Annotated in this window: 14 protein-coding genes; 10 read left to right on the top strand and 4 right to left on the bottom strand. The window is 73.2% G+C overall.

The window, feature by feature from the left end; genetic code table 11:
- Positions 1-2 precede the first annotated feature (2 nt).
- On the bottom strand, positions 3-1,304 hold the full coding sequence (locus tag IU476_RS05720; RefSeq protein ID WP_195097188.1) for a cytochrome P450: 1,302 nt from the start codon (positions 1,302-1,304) through the stop codon (positions 3-5).
- Positions 1,294-2,589, bottom strand: a complete 1,296-nt coding sequence (locus IU476_RS05715; RefSeq protein ID WP_195097186.1) for a hypothetical protein — start codon at positions 2,587-2,589, stop codon at positions 1,294-1,296. Before IU476_RS05715 ends, IU476_RS05720 begins: the two co-directional genes overlap by 11 nt.
- 409 nt (positions 2,590-2,998) lie before the next feature.
- Here IU476_RS05715 and IU476_RS05710 point away from each other — a divergent pair, with 409 nt between their 5' ends.
- The 3 genes from IU476_RS05710 (at position 2,999) to IU476_RS05700 (ending at position 6,171) form a co-directional block, all read left to right on the top strand.
- Positions 2,999-3,961, top strand: coding sequence for a prephenate dehydrogenase (locus IU476_RS05710; RefSeq protein ID WP_324193883.1), 963 nt, complete (start codon positions 2,999-3,001; stop codon positions 3,959-3,961).
- The gene (locus tag IU476_RS36715) at positions 3,958-4,941 is read left to right on the top strand and encodes an EamA family transporter (protein ID WP_195097184.1); all 984 of its coding nucleotides are present in this window, start codon (positions 3,958-3,960) and stop codon (positions 4,939-4,941) included. Before IU476_RS05710 ends, IU476_RS36715 begins: the two co-directional genes overlap by 4 nt.
- Before the next feature lie 123 nt (positions 4,942-5,064).
- On the top strand, positions 5,065-6,171 hold the full coding sequence (locus IU476_RS05700; protein ID WP_195097183.1) for a baeRF11 domain-containing protein: 1,107 nt from the start codon (positions 5,065-5,067) through the stop codon (positions 6,169-6,171).
- A gap of 9 nt (positions 6,172-6,180) precedes the next feature.
- On the opposite strand, the gene IU476_RS05695 is transcribed toward IU476_RS05700, so the two are convergent.
- Positions 6,181-7,032: an alpha/beta fold hydrolase gene (locus IU476_RS05695; protein ID WP_228823011.1), complete on the bottom strand. Its 852-nt coding sequence runs from the start codon at positions 7,030-7,032 to the stop codon at positions 6,181-6,183.
- 70 nt (positions 7,033-7,102) lie between these two features.
- Between IU476_RS05695 and IU476_RS05690 the strand changes: the two genes are divergently transcribed.
- Complete coding sequence (locus tag IU476_RS05690; RefSeq protein WP_195097181.1) at positions 7,103-8,056, top strand: helix-turn-helix domain-containing protein; 954 nt, start codon at positions 7,103-7,105, stop codon at positions 8,054-8,056.
- A gap of 29 nt (positions 8,057-8,085) precedes the next feature.
- Here IU476_RS05690 and IU476_RS05685 read toward each other — a convergent pair whose 3' ends face one another.
- Positions 8,086-8,799, bottom strand: coding sequence for a TioE family transcriptional regulator (locus tag IU476_RS05685; protein WP_195097555.1), 714 nt, complete (start codon positions 8,797-8,799; stop codon positions 8,086-8,088).
- A 114-nt stretch (positions 8,800-8,913) separates the two neighbouring features.
- On the opposite strand from IU476_RS05685, the gene IU476_RS05680 reads away from it, so the two are divergent.
- The 6 genes from IU476_RS05680 (at position 8,914) to IU476_RS05655 (ending at position 16,517) form a co-directional block, all read left to right on the top strand.
- On the top strand, positions 8,914-10,131 hold the full coding sequence (locus IU476_RS05680) for an erythromycin esterase family protein (RefSeq protein WP_195097180.1): 1,218 nt from the start codon (positions 8,914-8,916) through the stop codon (positions 10,129-10,131).
- 192 nt (positions 10,132-10,323) lie between these two features.
- The gene (locus IU476_RS05675; RefSeq protein WP_195097179.1) at positions 10,324-11,439 is read left to right on the top strand and encodes a polyprenyl synthetase family protein; all 1,116 of its coding nucleotides are present in this window, start codon (positions 10,324-10,326) and stop codon (positions 11,437-11,439) included.
- A gap of 12 nt (positions 11,440-11,451) precedes the next feature.
- Positions 11,452-12,984, top strand: coding sequence for a phytoene desaturase family protein (gene crtI, locus IU476_RS05670; RefSeq protein ID WP_195097178.1), 1,533 nt, complete (start codon positions 11,452-11,454; stop codon positions 12,982-12,984).
- The gene (locus IU476_RS05665) at positions 12,974-13,891 is read left to right on the top strand and encodes a phytoene/squalene synthase family protein (protein ID WP_195097176.1); all 918 of its coding nucleotides are present in this window, start codon (positions 12,974-12,976) and stop codon (positions 13,889-13,891) included. The genes crtI and IU476_RS05665 overlap by 11 nt, the downstream gene beginning before the upstream one ends.
- Positions 13,888-15,477, top strand: coding sequence for an FAD-dependent oxidoreductase (locus IU476_RS05660; protein WP_195097174.1), 1,590 nt, complete (start codon positions 13,888-13,890; stop codon positions 15,475-15,477). Before IU476_RS05665 ends, IU476_RS05660 begins: the two co-directional genes overlap by 4 nt.
- Positions 15,474-16,517, top strand: coding sequence for a Rieske (2Fe-2S) protein (locus tag IU476_RS05655; RefSeq protein ID WP_195097172.1), 1,044 nt, complete (start codon positions 15,474-15,476; stop codon positions 16,515-16,517). Before IU476_RS05660 ends, IU476_RS05655 begins: the two co-directional genes overlap by 4 nt.
- Positions 16,518-16,568: the final 51 nt, after the last annotated feature.

Genomic DNA, 16,568 nt, shown 5'->3' with positions numbered 1-16,568 from the left:
CGCTACCAGGGCGTGACGCGCATGCGCAGCCGGTCCGGGGTCAGCGTCGCGGACACCTTCGGCGCGGTGGGGGCGACGGGCACGAGCCGGAATCGTGCGGCGAGAGTCGTTGCGACCGTGGTGATCTCGAGCATGGCGAGGCCTTCGCCCACGCAGTTCTGCGGTCCCGCGCCGAAGGCCAGGAAGGCGGTCCTGGACATCTCGGCCCGGCGGCCGGGCAGCCAGCGGTCCGGGTCGAAGACGTCGGGGTCCGGGAAGTGGTCCGGATGTCGTTGCAGCGCATAGGGACTGAACAGGACGTGCGCGCCCGCCGGGAGCAGGTGGCCACCGAGTTCGGTCGCGGCGCGGGTCTGCCGGGACACCAGCCACGGCGGCGGATACAGCCGCAGCGTCTCCCGCGCGACGCGCTGCGCGTACTCGCCGGAGCCGTCGCGTGCTTCGTCCCGCAGCCGATCCGCGACGCCGGGGTGCGCCGCGACCGCGTGCCACAGCCAGGCCATCGCGTTGCCGGTCGTCTCGGTGCCGGCGAACAGCAGGTTGACCAGCTCGTCGCGGATCTCGTCGTCGGTCAGCCCGGCGCCGGTGTCCGGGTCGCGTGCGGCCAGCAGCAGCGACAGCAGGTCGCCGTGGTCGAGGCCCGCGGACCGATAGTGGGCGACCAGGTCCGCGACGACCTGCCGCAGCCGCCGGTTGGCCGCCGTGAACCGCCGATTCGCCGGCAGCGGCAGCCGTTCGAGAACCGGCGCGGAGATCAGCACCCGCCACGCCACGCCGCGCAGGACGGTGGGCAGGTCGCGGCGGATGGTCTCGATCGCGTGCGCGCTCGGCGCGGCCGAGCACAGCGTCCGGGCCGCCACGGTGAGCGAGAGTTCGCGCATGGCGTCGTCGATCGCGATCACCGCACCGGCGCGCCAGCCGTCGGCCAGCTCCAGGGTGGATTCGCGGATGAGGTCGGCGTAGCGGGGGAGATGGCGGTGGTGGAAGGCCGGTTGCAGCAGCCGGCGGCGTTCGCGGTGGTGGCGGCCGTCGGTGGTGGACAGCGAATTGCCCAGCAGCGCGGCGAGTTTCCGATAGTGCAGGCCCTTGGTGTACCGCGCGGCGTCGGCCACCAGCACGCGCCGCACCAGTGCCGGGTCGGTGACCAGGTACGCGGAGGTGGGGCCGAGCCGCAGGCGCACCACCGGCCCGGCGTCGGTGAGCGACCGGAGGAACGGCAGCGGCCGGCGCAGCAGCACCGGCGCATGGCCCAGGACCGGAAAGCGGTGCGGCGCATACGGAATCGCGCGGAAGCTGTCAGATCGCATAGTCGCCGGCCAGGGTGTCGTAGCGGTGGGCGTACAGGTCCTCGTGGAAGTCGACGAAGCGGCGCGTGAGTTCGATGCCGCGCCGATCCCGCAGTCGCCGTTCGAGATCGGTGAGCCGCTGCTCGAGTTCGCGCCGCAGCCGGGCGTAGTGCCCGGCGAAGTAGTCGAGGTCGTCCCGCAGGATCTCGAAGCCCTCGGCGACGTCGGCGGCGGTGCGCAGCGTGCCCAGGCAGATGTTGAACTCGTTGTGCGCGAGGTCTTTCCGGAAACGGTTCAGTGCCGGTTCGTCGGCCGCGCGGGACAGCACCGGCAGGGCGCTCGCGGCGGTGGTGCCGTAGCGTCGCCGCACCGAGGTGAGCAGGTCGGCGCGCTCGGCGGAGGTCGCGCGCAGCAGCGTCGTGCCGACGTCGTTCTGGAGCCGCACCAGCACCGCGGCCGTCTCGAAGGCGGCCGTCAGCGAGCCGTCCCGCAGGGCCGCGAGGTAGCCGCGGTCGGTGCCGGACAGCTCGCCGAAGACGGTCGCGAAATAGCCGAGGGTCGCGGTGACGAGGATGGCCCTGCTGCCGGTGTCGAGCAGTTCCGCACGGGTGCGATCGAGGTGGCGGACGGTCCGGTCCACGGCGGTGTAGCGCTCGAGGGTGGCCGCCCGCACGGCCCGCTCGCCGGCCGTGCCCGCGATCGCCGTCAGCACGTCGCGCCCGGCGACGAGGTTGGCCACCAGGCCGCTCCATACGCTGTATTCGAGTGCGTGCGAAGGGATCTCGCGCGCTCGCTGGGCGCGGTAGCACTCGGTGATCTTGCGCTGGTAGGGGGCGGTCAGGCTCTGTTCGAAGCTCGAGATTCGCGCGCACCGCGCACGCAGCGGCGCGAGGAGTTCCGGCACCGGCCGCGCGGACGGGCGACGCAGGTCGTCGGCGGCGACCGCGTCGAAGTCCAGCAGCAGGTCGCGCACCGCCGGTCGCGCGCCGGGCTCGGCCAGGCCGATGCCGAGATTGTCGGACACCACCTCGAATATCTGATAAAGATTCACCGGCACGGCGTGCCGGAGCAGAATCGGCCATTCCGCGGTATCGGACAGGCCGGCCAGCAATTCCGCGGTGAGATTCCCCAGCTGCGTCAACGCGATGTTCCGGGTGAACAGGTCGTTGTGTGGATTGTCCGCGGACAGCGCCCAGGCGAAGAATGCGCGATATTCCGGTTCGGGGAGGAATCGGCCGAGTCGAGCGAGCAACGCCTGTCGGGTGATTTCCACGGCGTCGCGGCGCTGTGCGGAATTACTTCTCATTGCGGAACCCTGCCATCGGGTGAAGGGTCGGGGAACGGGGACGGCGAGGATTGCCACGCACTCTGAGGTGGGCCACTCGGGGCACATGCCCTGGTCGCATCGGGTTTGCCCGGTGGTCACCCAGTCTGGACTGTAACGGGGGCACGCGGGCCTGGCAAGCGGGAGAGAGGATTGTCGGCGCGTGCCGTCAGTATACCTAGGAGACGACCTGATATAGGTACCCATAGGTATCGATAGGTAATTCCGGAATCGTTTCCGCGTGCTTTGCCGGAACCGTTGACCGGCGTTCGCGCGGCGGCGTACATTTGCCCGCGTCCGGATGTGGTCATGCGTCCGGAAATGCATCGCAAAGATGAGGCTCGCGATGAATATCAGAGAAACCAGCTTCGGCGTTACCACTGCGCGTACCGTGTCTTCCGATACCGGGCGAAGACACTCCGGCGGCGGCGCCATACGGACGGTCGCCGTGATCGGCTGCGGGTTGATCGGCACCTCGGTGGCCTTGGCGCTGCGCCGGCGCGGAGTGGTCGTGCACCTGCACGACATCGATCCGGCCGCGGTGCGCGCGGCGGCGTGCCGTGGTGCGGGAATCGCCGGGCTCCCAACGGTTCCCGTCGACCTCACGGTGATCGCCGTACCGCCGGCCGCCGTCGCGACGGTGCTCGCCGACTGCCAGGCCGAGGGACTGTCGCGTCTGTACACCGATGTGGCGGGCGTGAAATCCGGCCCCGCGCGGGCGGCGGCGCTGCTCGGCTGCGACCTGGCCACCTATGTGGGCGGCCACCCGATGGCCGGTGGTGAGCGGTCGGGACCCGAAGCGGCCACCCCCGGCCTGTTCGACGACCGGACGTGGGTGCTCACACCGGACGCCCGGACCCACCCCGACACGGTGCGGGCGGTCGCGGACCTGATCACCCGCCTCGGCGCCCGCCCGGTCGTCCTCACGGCCGCCGAGCACGATCGCGTGGTAGCGCGCACATCCCATGTGCCGCACCTGATCTCGGCGCTGCTCGCGGCCCGCCTCGCCGATGCGGACGCCACCACCCTCGCCCTGTGCGGCGCGGGCATCCGCGACACGACCCGAATCGCGGCGGGCAACGCCCGCCTGTGGACCGACATCCTGCGCGCCAACGCCGACGAGATCGCCGCGGTCCTCACCGAATTCGCCACCGACCTACACACCGCGGCCCACGCCCTCCGCGCCGACCCCACCCCCCTGACCGCACTACTCACCCGCGGAAACACCGGCCGCGCAACACTAACCGCCACCGCACCCGCCACCCCCGCGGGCCCGCCACCCGTACCTGTGTCACCCTCCGCACCCGCCGCCACCGAACCCCTCCGCGAACTCGATGCGGCGGTGTCGCGGTGACGCCCGGTGTCCGCGCCGCGACGGCGGTCGCGGGTGGGCGGATCGAGTTGCCGCGGGAGGCGGCGGTGTTGTCGGCGGCGGTCGGGCCGTGTCTGTTCGGCACCGCGTTCCTGGCGACCGCCTATCTGCCCGGCACGCCGGTGTGGAACGCGGTCTACCGGGTGCTGCCCGCGGGGGCGCTGCTGCTCGCGTTGCGTCCCGCGCTGCCGCGCGGCGTGTGGTGGTGGCGCTCGATGTTGCTGGGCGCGTTGAACTTCGGCGGGTTCTTCGCGTTGCAAGCGCTGGCCGCGCACCGGCTGCCCGGTGCCGTGGTCGCGACGGTCTCCGCGGCCCAGTGCCTGGTGGTGCCGGTGCTGCTGATCCTGCTCGGGCAGCGTGTCGGCAGCCGGGACTTCTGGGTGCCGCCGATCGGGCTGGCGGGCGTGGCGCTGCTGGTCTTCGAGGGCGAGGCGGCGTTCGACGCGCTGGGTGTCGGCGCCTCGGCCGGGCTGGCGCTGCTCTCGGCCACCGGGATGGTGCTGACCCGCCGCTGGGGCGCGCCGCCCGGCGTCCATCCGCTCGGCGCCACGGCCTGGCAGATGATCGCGGGCGGATTGCTGCTGCTGCCGATCGCGGCCCTGATCGACGGCGCGCCACCACGATTGAGCCTCGGCCAGCTGAGCGCGACGATCTGGCTGTCGGCGGGCGCGACGGCCCTCGCCTTCGCGCTGTTCTTCGGCGGCCTCTACCGCGGCGTCCCCGCCACCACGGCGTCGCGGCTCATGCTGCTCGGCCCGGTCGTCGCCACCACGCTCGGCTGGACCCTCGCCCACGAGAGCCTGCGGCCCGCCCAGCTGGCCGGGATCTTCCTGGTACTCGCCGCCCAGCTGGTCGGACTGGCCCGTCCCGCCGAACCGGCCGGGTCACCGAGTCGCCTCGCACTGCTGGGCCGGATCCGCCGCGACCGCGGTGTCGAAGGGACGGCCCCGATGCGTGCCTAATGAACACGCGTGCCGCCGCCCACTGATCGTTGCTGAATATTCGCTGACAACGCCTGCGGGGTATTGTCGGGACAGATCGACGCAGTGAGGCACGAGCTCAACGGCACTAGGCATGGAGGGCAGATGTTGCACACCGACATCCCTACCCGCGGCGAGGTGCAGGCGCTGGTGGGGGAGGACGCGCCCTGGAGCGTGTCGATCTACACCCCGACCGAGACCGACACGGCGCAGCCCGACAGCAATCGGATCGCGTTCTCCAACCAGGCGCGCGAGGCGGTGGATCGAGTCGAGGATCGGTCGGCGCGCGAGGTGCTGCGGGAGGAATTCGACGACCTGATCGACGACGAGGACTTCTGGCGTTTCCAGTCCAATTCCCTTGTGGTGCTGGCGACTCCGGCCCGGATGCGGACCTACCGGGTGCCGAATCGGCTGCCCGCGGGCGTCTTCGTCGGCGACCGGTTCCACACCAAGCCGCTGCTGCGGGCCACCACGTTCCCGCAGACGGCGTTCGTGCTGGCGCTGGCGGAGGGCTCGGTGCGGCTGGTCGAGGTGGACGCCGACGGCGGCGCCGAGGAGTTCCGGGTGCCGGGGCTGCCGGGCAGCGCCGCCGACCACGCGCGCAAGGCGTCGCTGAGCGGCCGCGCGCCCAAGGGCCGCGTGCAGGGCACCGAGGGCCGCAAGCTGCGCGTGCGGCAGTACGCGCGGGCCGTCGACCGGCAACTGCGCGACGTGCTGGCCGGCCGGGACGTGCCGTTGATCCTGGCCGCGACCGAACCGATCGACTCGCTGTACCGCTCGGTCAACAGCTACCCGATGCTGCTGACGGATTCGCTGCCGGGCAACCCCGAGGAGGTCTCCGACGCCGACCTGGGCGCGCGGGCGCGCACGGTGCTCGACAAGCACTACGCCGCCGAACTCGCGAACCTGCGCGACCTGTTCGAGCGGCGGCGCGGCGAGGGCCGGGCCGCCACCGACCTGTCGGACATCGCCCGCGCCGCCACCTTCGGCATGGTGGACACGCTGCTGGCGGATATCGATGTGACGGTGGCGGGTTCGGTGTCCGACGGCGGCGACATCACCTTCGCCGAGGAGTCGGCGGCCGGCGCGCCCGGCGTCGTGGACGAGATCTGCCGACGGGTGATCCAGGCCGACGGACGGGTCTTCGCGGTGCGCGCCGACGACGTGCCCGGCGGGGCCGCCGCCGCGGCGATCCTGCGCTACACGCCGTAGCGAGCCGAGCTAGGCGCCCGCGCGTCGCGACGTGAAGAAGTCGACGAGCGCGCGGGCCACCCGGGCGGGATCGTTCTCCGTGGGAATGTGCGCGGCGCGCGGAATCCGCACCAGCGTCGCGTTCGGCATCTCCGCGGCGAATCTCTCGGCGTACTCGACCTTTTCGAACCGGTCGTCCTCGCCCCAGACCAGCAGCTTCGGCGTGGCGGACCGCCGTAGCGCGGGCACGAGGTCGAGGGTGTAGCGGCTCTCGGCCGCGCGCACCATGGCCAGCCAGGAGCGGCGCACCCGCGCGTCGGTCCACGGCGACAGGTAGTCGGTGATCAGCGCCTCGGTGGCCGCCCCGGCGAGATCCGTCGTCACCGCGCGCCGGCGGGCGGCGAGCATGTCGTCGGCGGTGAGTGCCGCGGTTGACGGGTCACGGAAGCGTGCCACATGCGGCGCGGGCCAGGAATCGTAGGCGACCGAGTTGACCAGGGCGAGCGCCCGCATCGCCAGCATTTCGCGGGCGACCAGATGCTGGGCGACGGCACCGCCGATATCGTGACCGGCCACCGCGATCGGCGTCGAAAGCCCCAGCGCGCGAACGAATCCCGTCACCCACTCGGCGAGGGCGGGCACGGTGGCGGTGTCGGGGGTGAGTTCGCCGCCCGAGCGCCCCAGCCCGGGGAAGTCGACCGCGACCGGCCGCAGCCCCGCCGCCGCGAGCGGCCGCAGCACCGGCAGCCAGACCCGGCTCCAATACGTCCCGTGCAGCAGCAACACCACCGGCCCGTCGCCGTCGACGGTGAGAAAACTGGCCTGCTCGCCGCCGACCCGGACCGTGGTCCTGCGCACCTCTGCGTTCCCGATGTCACCCATGCGACCACCGTGGCCGCCGATCCCGCCCGCGCCCAGAGTCCGGAAAGACATCCTGGGGTATATTTCTGCCATGCGTCGTCATCAGGTGGTGGCCCTGGTCAACGCGCCGCAGTCGCCGTTCGAACTGGGTTGTGCCGCCGAGGTTTTCGGCACCGAGCGCCCGGGCGTGCCCGCCCGGTACGACTTCCGGGTCTGCGCCGAGCGCCCCGGCCCGCTGCGCACCACCGCCGGTTACTCGATGCTCGTGGACGACGCGCTCGAGGCGCTGGAGCGGGCCGACACGGTGATCATCCCCGGGTGGCAGCCGCCCGGCGGCGCGGTGCCGCCTGCCGTTCTCGCCGCGCTGCGGTCGGCCCACCGGCGCGGCGCGCGCCTCGCCGCCCTGTGCACGGGCGCGTTCGTCCTGGCGCGGGCGGGACTGCTCGACGGCCGCCGCGCCACCACCCACTGGCGGCACACCGCGCTGCTGGCGGCCACCTTCCCGGAGGTGGAGGTGGATCCGGACGTGCTCTACATCGACCACGGCGACGTGGCGACCAGCGCGGGCACCGGCGCGGCCGTCGACCTGTGCCTGCACCTGGTCCGCGCCGACCACGGCGCCGCGCACGCCGCGCGGATCGCGCGGAACATGGTGCTGCCTCCGCACCGGTCCGGCAGCCAGCTCCAGTACGCGACGCGGCCCGAGCCGCCGCGCGCCGACGAGTCGCTGGCCCCGCTCCTGGAATGGGCGACCGCGCACCTGGACAGCCGGCTGACCGTCGACCGCCTCGCCGCCCGTGCCGGACTCACCACCCGCACTCTGGCTCGGCGCTTCGGCGACCAGCTCGGCACCAGCCCGGGGCAGTGGCTGCTCGGCCAGCGGCTCGACGCGGCGCGAATCCTGTTGGAGCAGACCAACCTTCCCGTGGAGGCCGTCGCCACCCGCGTCGGGCTCGCCTCGGCGGTCAACCTGCGCCGCCGCTTCCGCGACCGGCTCGGCACCACGCCCGGCGCCTACCGCCGGACATTCAGCGAGACCCATTGAGGCGCAAGCGAAGTCGGTGACGCCCGGTGTCAGTCGCCGTCCGGTGCGGAGGTCTGCTCGCGCATCGTGAGATACCCGTCGAGCTGGGCCGCCCCCGCGAGTAGGGCGCGGCCCCGGGCCGTCAGGCGTTCCTGCCAGGCGTCGAGGAAGGCGCGCAACGCGTCCGCGCCGCCCGCCGCGCGCAGCGCCTCGACGAATCGAGCGACCTGCGGCAGGGGAGACCCGCCGCGGCGCAGTTGCCGCGCGATCTCCGCGTCGCGCACGCACTCCGGTCCGTAGTGGCGATAGCCGGTGGCCCGGTCGCGGTCGGGACGCAGGATGCCGTGCGTCTCCCAGATGCGCAGCGTCGCCGGATGCAGCCCGAGCCGCCGCGCGAGTTCGCCTACGGTCAACGGCCTTCCGTGCAGTGCGGTCGGGATCGTGGTGGACAGGTCGTTCAGGGCGGCGGCGACCTCCGTGCGGGTGCCGCGCTCGGTCAGTAGCGCGGCGTGCGCGGCGTCGAGCAGGCGGAAGGCGGATTCGGTGTCGCCCGCGTGGATCGCGCACATGATCTCGGTCGCCCGCTGGTGCCCGTGCCCGCGCCGCAGAGCGAGGAAAGCGCGCAGCGCCTGCGCGTGCAAGGGCGTGTAGTGCCGGTAACCACTCGCGGTGCGCGCGGTCGGCGGGAGGACACCCGCGTCGTCGTAATTCCGGATCGCCTGCGCGGACAAGCCGTGCTCGCGGGCGAGGTCGATGGGCCGCAGCGCACACCTCCGTTTGAGGCTTTCCGTTCCCGATGGCAGGTCGAATTCGCCGAAGTTTCACTCGAATCTTCAACGATACCGTCGAGGGTGGTTCTTCTACAGAAGGGGTTTCCCATGTCCACTGCCGCAGCACTGCGCGAGATCGGCCGCCGCCTCGACGATCCGGCGGATCTGCGCCGCGCGATCGACGACCTGCTCGCCGCGCGCGCCGAGCCGCCCGTGCTCCTCGCGCTCGGCGAACCGACCCACGGCATCGAGGCATTCCCGTTGCTGCGCAACGACATTCTGGCGCACCTGGTCGACCGCGGATACCGCTCGATCGTGCTCGAGATCGACTATTTCGCCGCCGCGCTGGTCGACGACTACGTGGCCGGGGCCCCGGCGGATATCGAGACGGTGCTCGCGACCGGCTTCAGCCACCATTTCGGGAACGTGCCCGGCAATCGCGCACTCGTGGAATGGCTGCGCGCGCACAATAGCGGCCGCCCGCCCGCGGACCGCGTCCGCTTCTACGGCTTCGACGCGCCCACCGAGAACACCTCCGCGCCCAGCCCGCGCCGCGCGCTCTCCCACGTGGCCGAGTTCCTGCCCGCGGCCCTGCGCCCGGACTCAATCGGCGACCTGGACGAATTGCTCGGCGACGACGCGGAGTGGTCGAACGAGGCCGCGGCGTACGACCCCGCCCTGTCCCTGGGCGACTCCGCCCGCGCCCGCACCCTGCGCCTGCTCGCCGACGACCTTGCCAGTGCGCTGCGCCGCGCGGCACCGGTCCTGCGCCGTGCCGACCCGTCCGGATACGACCGCGCGGCCGCCCACGCGCGCACCGCGCAGAGTTTGCTGCGCTACCACGCGGCCATGGCCCGCCCAGCGCCCGACCGCATCGCGACGCTGCTGAGCCTGCGTTCGGAGATGATGGCCGACAACCTCCTCGCGATTCGCGCCGAGGAGCGCGATCGCGGCCCGAGCCTGGTCTTCGCGCACAATGTGCACCTCCAGCTCGAGCCGTCCACCATGTGGGTCGGCCCGGAGGACGCGCACTGGTGCAGCGCCGGCGCGCTCGTCGCCCCGGCCCTCGACGGCCGCTACCTCGTCGTCGTCGCCGACGCCGCCCCGGTCAGCGAGCCGGGCACACTCCAGCACGCCTTGGCCGAGGCGACCACCCGCCGCACCCTCTTCCCGGCACCGGCCCTGCGCGCCGCGCTCCCACCGGGACTGGCGGCGGGAGAACCGATCGTCCGGGGCCACATCCCGCTCACCCCGGCCGCCCTGTCCGGCGTCGACGCCGTCGTCTTCCTCGCCGACACCGACGGGAAGCGCCACGAGTACTGGTAACTCGACGACCCCGTCGGTGCATCATTTGTGCATCGTTTGCGGTAGCCTCGGGGAAAGTCGCCGAGGAAGGGTCGCCCGCATGAGCCGTTGTCCACTGGCCGTCAGCGCGATACCCGCTCGCGCGCTTCCTAAAGCGCGACCGGAAGCCGAGTTCTCGCGGCCGCGTCCGCTGCGCCGAGGCGGGGAGTGCCGATGAGCACCGCCGCCGACGAATCCATCCGAACACGTTGCGGCGCAGCGGCTCTCGGCGATCACCCCGGCCGCGCGACGGACGTCGCCCGCTGGCAGGCCGAGACACGGGCCGGGGTGCTCGGCGAACTCGACGTCTTCCTGCGCGCGCACCGCCTCGGCGTCGTGCGCGGGGTCGCGCTCGACGACATCGCCCGCCGCTACGTGACGGGCGGGAAATGCCTGCGCTCGACGTTCATGTACGTCGGCTGGCTGTGCGGCGCGCCCCCGGACGCCGCGGCGCTGCGGGCCGCCGCGGCGCTGGAACTGGTGCACGCCTTCGCCCTGCTCCAGGACGACGTGATGGACGAGGCGACTTTCCGCCGCGCCGCACCCGCCGGCCACGTCGACTTCGCCGGGCAGCACGGGGATCTCGACCTCCCCGGCGACGCCGCGCGTTTCGGCGAATCGGCGGCCGTCCTGCTCGCCGACATCTGCCTGGTCTGGGCCGATGCGATGCTGCGCGACAGCGGAATCGGCGCGGAACGCCTGCACCGGATGTGGCCCCGCTACGACGCGATGCGGGTCGAACTGGCCCTCGGGCAGTTCGCCGACCTGTTGAACGACGCCCGCGCCGAACCCGCCCTGGACCAGGTGCTGGCGGTGGCCCGCGCCAAGTCGGGCAACTACACCGTGCGCCGCCCGCTCGAACTCGGCGCGGCCATGGCCGGTTGCGACGAGTCCACGCTGTCCGCGCTGGACCGATACGGACGCGTGGTGGGGGAGGCCTTCCAGCTCCGCGACGACCTGCTGGGCGTGTTCGGCACCGAGGCCACCGGCAAACCCGCCGACGGCGACCTGGCCCAGCACAAGGCGACCACCGTCGTCGTCACGGCCACGCAACTCGCCGGGCCCGCCGAACGCCGCGAACTGAGCGCATTGCTGGCCGCGCCGGCCGTGGACGAGGCCGCCGCCGCGCGCCTGCGCACGCTGATCGCCGCGACCGGTGCGCCGCGCCGGATCGAGGCCATGATCGGCGACCGCCTCGCCGAGGCCCGCGCCGCGACCGCCGCGCTGCCCGCCGCGGTCCGCGATCTGCTCGACGGCCTGGCGCTGAGCTGCGCCGCGCGCCAGGTGTGAGGAAGGAGCGTCATGCGCACGATCACCGGTCCGAGCGACCACGTCGTCGTCCTCGGTGCCGGGCTGGCCGGTCTGTCGGCGGCCCTGCACCTGGCGGGCCGCGGGCGCGCGGTCACCGTGCTGGAACGCGAGCCGGTGCCCGGCGGCCGCGCCGGGCGGGCCGACGTCCGCGGCTATCGGCTCGACACCGGCCCGACCGTGCTGACCATGCCGCACCTGGTCGAGGAGGTGTTCGCCGCGGTCGGCGCGAGCATGGGCGACCGGCTGCCGCTCGTCCCGATCGAGCCCGCCTACCGCGCGCACTACGCCGACGGACGGCAGCTCGAGGTCCATTCCGACACCGAGCGGATGGCCGCCGCGATCACCGCGTTCGCCGGCGCCGGGCAGGCGGACGGCTACCGCCGGCTGCGGGCCTGGCTGACCCGGCTGTACCGCGCCGAGTTCGACGAATTCATCGCCGCCGACTTCGACTCGCCCCTGTCGCTGCTGACCCCGGCGCTGGCCCGGCTCGCCGCCCTCGGCGGCTTCCGCCGCTGGGACCGCGCGGTCGCCACGCACCTGTCGGACCCGGATCTGCGGCGCGTCTTCACCTTTCAGTCCCTCTACGCCGGGGTCGCGCCCGCCCGCGCGCTGGCCGCCTACGCCGTGATCGCCTACATGGACACCATCGGCGGCGTCTGGCACCCGCGCGGCGGCATGCGCGCGCTGCCCGACGCCCTCGCCGCCGCGGCCACCGACGCCGGGGTCGACATCCGGTACGACACCACCGTCACAGCGGTGGAGCGCAGCGGATCCCGGGTGCGCGCCGTCGTCACCGCCGCGGGCGACCGGGTTCCGTGCGACGCGCTCGTGTGCACCACGGAGCTGGCGGAAACCTATGCGCTGCTGGGACATCGGTCCCGCCGCCCGCTGCGCCCGGTCGCCGCGCCCTCGGCGGTCGTCGTGCATCTCGGCTGTGCGCCCGCCCCGGAGATGGCACACCATTCGCTGCTGTTCGGCCGCGCCTGGGACGAGGCGTTCCGCGACATCATCACCGACGGCCGCGTGATGAGCGACCCGTCGCTGCTGGTGACCCGGCCCACCGCGAGCGACCCGACGCTCGCGCCGCCCGGCCGCGACCAGCTGTACGTGCTCGCGCCGGTCCCCAATCTCGTTCGCGGGCCGATCAATTGGGACCGCTACGGCCCCGCCTACGCCCAGGAGATGCTCGCCGCGGTGCAGGAGCGGCTACCGGCCCCGCTGCGCGACGTCGAGGTGCTGCGGGTGACCACCCCGGCCGACTGGGCTCGCCGGGGCATGCTGGCCGGCAGCCCGTTCGCGCTGGCGCACACCTTCGCGCAGACGGGTCCGTTCCGGCCCGCCAACATGATTCGCGGCCTGGACAACGCCGTGCTCGCCGGCGGCAGCACCGTCCCGGGCGTCGGCATCCCGCCCGTGCTGCTCTCCGGCCGACTGGCCGCCGACCGGATCACCGGACGACCCGCCCGCCGGCCCGCGTCCCCGCACCCACAACCCGCCAGTCGATCGGAACACCATGTTGCGTAACGTCTTTGCGCTCGAGAGTCCCGCCGATCCCGACCTGCACCGCTCCTACCGCGCCTGCCGGGCCCTCAACGCCCGGCACGGCAAGACCTTCTTCCTCGCCACCCGGCTGCTGGCGCCCGACCAGCGCCCGGCGGTCCACGCGCTCTACGGCTTCGCGCGCCGCGCCGACGACATCCTCGACGAGATCGACCCGGCCCGCCCGGCCGCCGAACGCGCGGCCCGCCTGGACGCCCTCGCCGACCGCTTCCGCGCCGGCGACGCCGAGGCCGACCCGGTGCTGCCCGCGGTACTGCACACCGCCCGGTCCTACCGCATCCCCGCGCCGCTGTTCGAGTCGTTCCTGACCTCGATGCGCATGGACCTCACCGTGACCGACTATCCGGACCGCGCGAGCCTCGACCGGTACGTGTACGGCTCCGCGGAAGTCATCGGGCTGCAAGTACTTCCGGTGCTCGGCACGGTGACCGCGGCCGAGGAGGCCGCCCCGTACGCCGCGGCGCTCGGGAAGGCCTTCCAGCTCACGAACTTCCTGCGCGACGTGAACGAGGACCTCACCCGCGACCGGGTGTACCTGCCCGCCGACGAACTGGCCGCCCACGGCGTCGACCGCGACCTGCTGCACTGGTGCCAGGCACACCGCCGCACCGATCTGCGAGTCCGCCGCGCCCTGGTCGCCCAGCACGCGCACACCCGGGAGATCTACGCCTACGCCCGGGCCGGCATCGCGCTGCTCGCGCCGCGCTCGCGTCCGTGCGTCGCCGCCGCGCTCACCCTGTACTCGGAAATCCTCGACCGGATCGAGGCCCTCGACTTCGACGTCTTCGCCCACCGCGCCCGCGTCGGCACCGTGCGCCGCGCGGTGGTGGGCGGCCGCGGCCTCGTGCGCACCCTCCGGTCCCGCCGATGACCACCCTCGCCCACCACGGCCTGGCGCCGATCGGGACCGATCCCCGCCGGGTCCGGCACCCCGCCGCCCCCGGCAGCCACGATCTGACCGCGGCGGGCCGGTCGCCGCGCGTCGCCGTGGTCGGCGCGGGCATCGCCGGACTGGCCGCGGCCACCGGGCTGGCCGAACGCGGCGTCACGGTCGAGCTGATCGAGCGCGAGCGCTACCTCGGCGGCCGGGTCGGCGGCTGGAGTCTGCGCCTCGACGACGGCGGCACCGTGGCGATGAACCGCGGCTTCCACGCGTTCTTCCGGCAGTACTACAACCTGCGAAAGCTGTTGTCGCGCGGCGATCCCGGCCTGCGCCGCCTGCGACCGGTCGAGGACTATCCGCTGATCGACGCCGCGGGCCGGCGCGACACCTTCCGGCACCTGCCCCGCACCCCGCCGTGGAACGCGCTCGCGTTCGCGCTGCGCAGCCCGACCTTCCGGCTGCGCGACCTGGCCCGGATCGACGCGCGCGCGGCGGCCCCGCTGGCCGCGGTGTCGGTCCCCGGCATCTACGCCCGGCTCGACGACTGCGACGCCGAAACCTTCCTGCGGCGGATCCGATTCCCCGACGCCGCACGGCATCTGGCGTTCGAGGTGTTCTCGCGCAGCTTCTTCGCCCACCCGCGGCAGATGTCCGCCGCCGAACTCGCCGCCATGTTCCACATCTACTTCCTCGGCTCCAGCGAGGGACTGCTGTTCGACGTCGCCGACGACAACTTCGACACCGCGCTGTGGGAACCGCTGCGCGAGCACCTGACCGGCCCGCCCACCCCGGACCGGCCGGGCGGCGTCACGGTCCACACCGGCGTCACCGTGGCGGGCATCGACCGGCACGAGACCCGCGGCTTCCGGCTGCACGACACCACGGGCGCGACCCTGGACGCCGACGGCGTCGTGCTGGCCGCCGACGTTCCCGGCCTGCGCGCGATCGTCGCGCGCTCACCGTCGCTCGGCGATCCGACCTGGCGGTCACGTGTCGCCGAATTGGCCACGGCCCCACCGTTTCTGGTGCACCGGCTGTGGCTCGACCGGCCGGTGCGCGCCGAGCGCGCCGCGTTCGTCGCGACCGGCGGGCTGAGTCCCGTCGACAACATCAGCGTCCTCGACCGGTACGAAGAACAGGCCGCGCGGTGGGCGCGCCGCCACGGGGGCAGCGTCGTCGAACTCCACGCCTACGCCGTGACCGACGCCGCGCCCTCCGCGGCCCTGCGGGCGCGGATGCTGGCCCGGCTGCACGCGCTCTATCCCGAAACAGCGCGGGCGAGGATCGTCGGCGAGGCGACGGTGTGGAAACAGGACTGCCCGCGCTTCGCTCCCGGCGACTTCGCGCGGCGACCCGGCGTCCGCACCCCCGACCCGCACCTCGTCCTCGCCGGGGACGGCATTCGCATCGATCTGCCGGTCGCCCTCATGGAACGCGCCGCCACCACCGGATGGACCGCGGCCAACGTCCTGCTGAGTCGGTGGGGCGCGGCCGGGCACCCGTTGCAGACGGTGCCGACCGAAGGGCGCTCCCGAGTGCTGCGCACGTTCGCGAACCGAAGGAGGCAGTCGTGACATCCGCACGACGCAAATCCACCCGGTGGCGGGAATCTATTCCGTTGCAACGGTTCTCGCCGCAGACCTGGTCCGAACAGCGGCCGACCTACGCGCAGGCCCGGCCCGGCCTGATCGACGCCGCGCTGTCCGCGGTGCTGCGCCGCCCGTCCGGGAACTGGTACGTCCTCGCCGCCGCCCGCGACATCACGGCGGGGCGTCCGTTCGGCGCCACCGTCGCGGGTGTGGAGGTCGTCGCGTGGCGGGACACCCGCGGCACGCTGCGCGCCGGGCCCGGCGCGTGCCCGCACCTGGGCGCCGACCTGGCCACCGCGCGGGTGCGCGACGGCGCGCTGGTGTGCCGCTGGCACGGGCTGCGCCTCGACGGGTGCCGCACGCCCCGCTGGCAGCCGTTCCCGTGCTACGACGACGGCGTGCTGGTCTGGGTGCGCTTGGACGCCGTCGGCGGCGAAACCCCCACCGACGCACCGATTCTCGCCGAGCGCCCGGCCGAGACCAGGGTGCACGCGGTGGCCGAGCTGACCGGCGTGTGCGAACCCGCCGACGTCATCGCCAACCGGCTAGACCCGTGGCACGGCGCGTGGTTCCACCCGTACTCCTTCACCCGGCTCGACGTCACCGAAACCCCTGCGGCGCACAACGATCACCGGTTCCTCGTGGCCGTCACCTTCCGCGTCACCAAGCGCCTGGGCGTGCCCGTGGAAGCCGAATTCACCTGTCCCGACCCGCGCACCATCGTCATGCGCATCGTCGCGGGGGAGGGCGCGGGCAGCGTCGTCGAAACCCACGCCACCCCTGTGGGATTCGGCCTCGACGGACGACCTCGCACCCGCATCATCGAAGCGGTTGTCGCCGACTCGCCCCGCCCGGGATTCCGCGCCGCCCGCCGCGTAGCACCCCTGCTGCGCCCTCTCATGCGCCACACCGCCGCCCGCCTGTGGCGCGACGACCTGGTCTACGCCGAACGCCGCTACCACTTGCGCGCCGAACCGGAGCAAGCGTTCCGCGACGGCGACGGAAGCGGTCCGTCCGCACGTTAACGCAGCCGGAACACATCACCCGGAGCCACAGTGCCCCAACCGGATTGGGGC

This window comes from Nocardia blacklockiae, assembly GCF_015477355.1.
GTDB lineage: Bacteria > Actinomycetota > Actinomycetes > Mycobacteriales > Mycobacteriaceae > Nocardia > Nocardia blacklockiae.
Note: the sequence above shows the minus strand (reverse complement) of the source record. Positions and strands in the feature narration are given on the sequence as shown.

Coding starts and splice junctions, on each gene's coding strand:
- IU476_RS05695 (WP_228823011.1), bottom strand. CDS start 7,032: ATGGGTGACATCGGGAACGCAGAGGTGCGCAGGACCACGGTCCGGGTC.
- IU476_RS05665 (WP_195097176.1), top strand. CDS start 12,974: ATGTTGCGTAACGTCTTTGCGCTCGAGAGTCCCGCCGATCCCGACCTG.
- IU476_RS05680 (WP_195097180.1), top strand. CDS start 8,914: ATGTCCACTGCCGCAGCACTGCGCGAGATCGGCCGCCGCCTCGACGAT.
- IU476_RS05660 (WP_195097174.1), top strand. CDS start 13,888: ATGACCACCCTCGCCCACCACGGCCTGGCGCCGATCGGGACCGATCCC.
- crtI (WP_195097178.1), top strand. CDS start 11,452: ATGCGCACGATCACCGGTCCGAGCGACCACGTCGTCGTCCTCGGTGCC.
- IU476_RS05715 (WP_195097186.1), bottom strand. CDS start 2,589: ATGAGAAGTAATTCCGCACAGCGCCGCGACGCCGTGGAAATCACCCGA.
- IU476_RS05700 (WP_195097183.1), top strand. CDS start 5,065: ATGTTGCACACCGACATCCCTACCCGCGGCGAGGTGCAGGCGCTGGTG.
- IU476_RS05675 (WP_195097179.1), top strand. CDS start 10,324: ATGAGCACCGCCGCCGACGAATCCATCCGAACACGTTGCGGCGCAGCG.
- IU476_RS05690 (WP_195097181.1), top strand. CDS start 7,103: ATGCGTCGTCATCAGGTGGTGGCCCTGGTCAACGCGCCGCAGTCGCCG.
- IU476_RS05720 (WP_195097188.1), bottom strand. CDS start 1,304: ATGCGATCTGACAGCTTCCGCGCGATTCCGTATGCGCCGCACCGCTTT.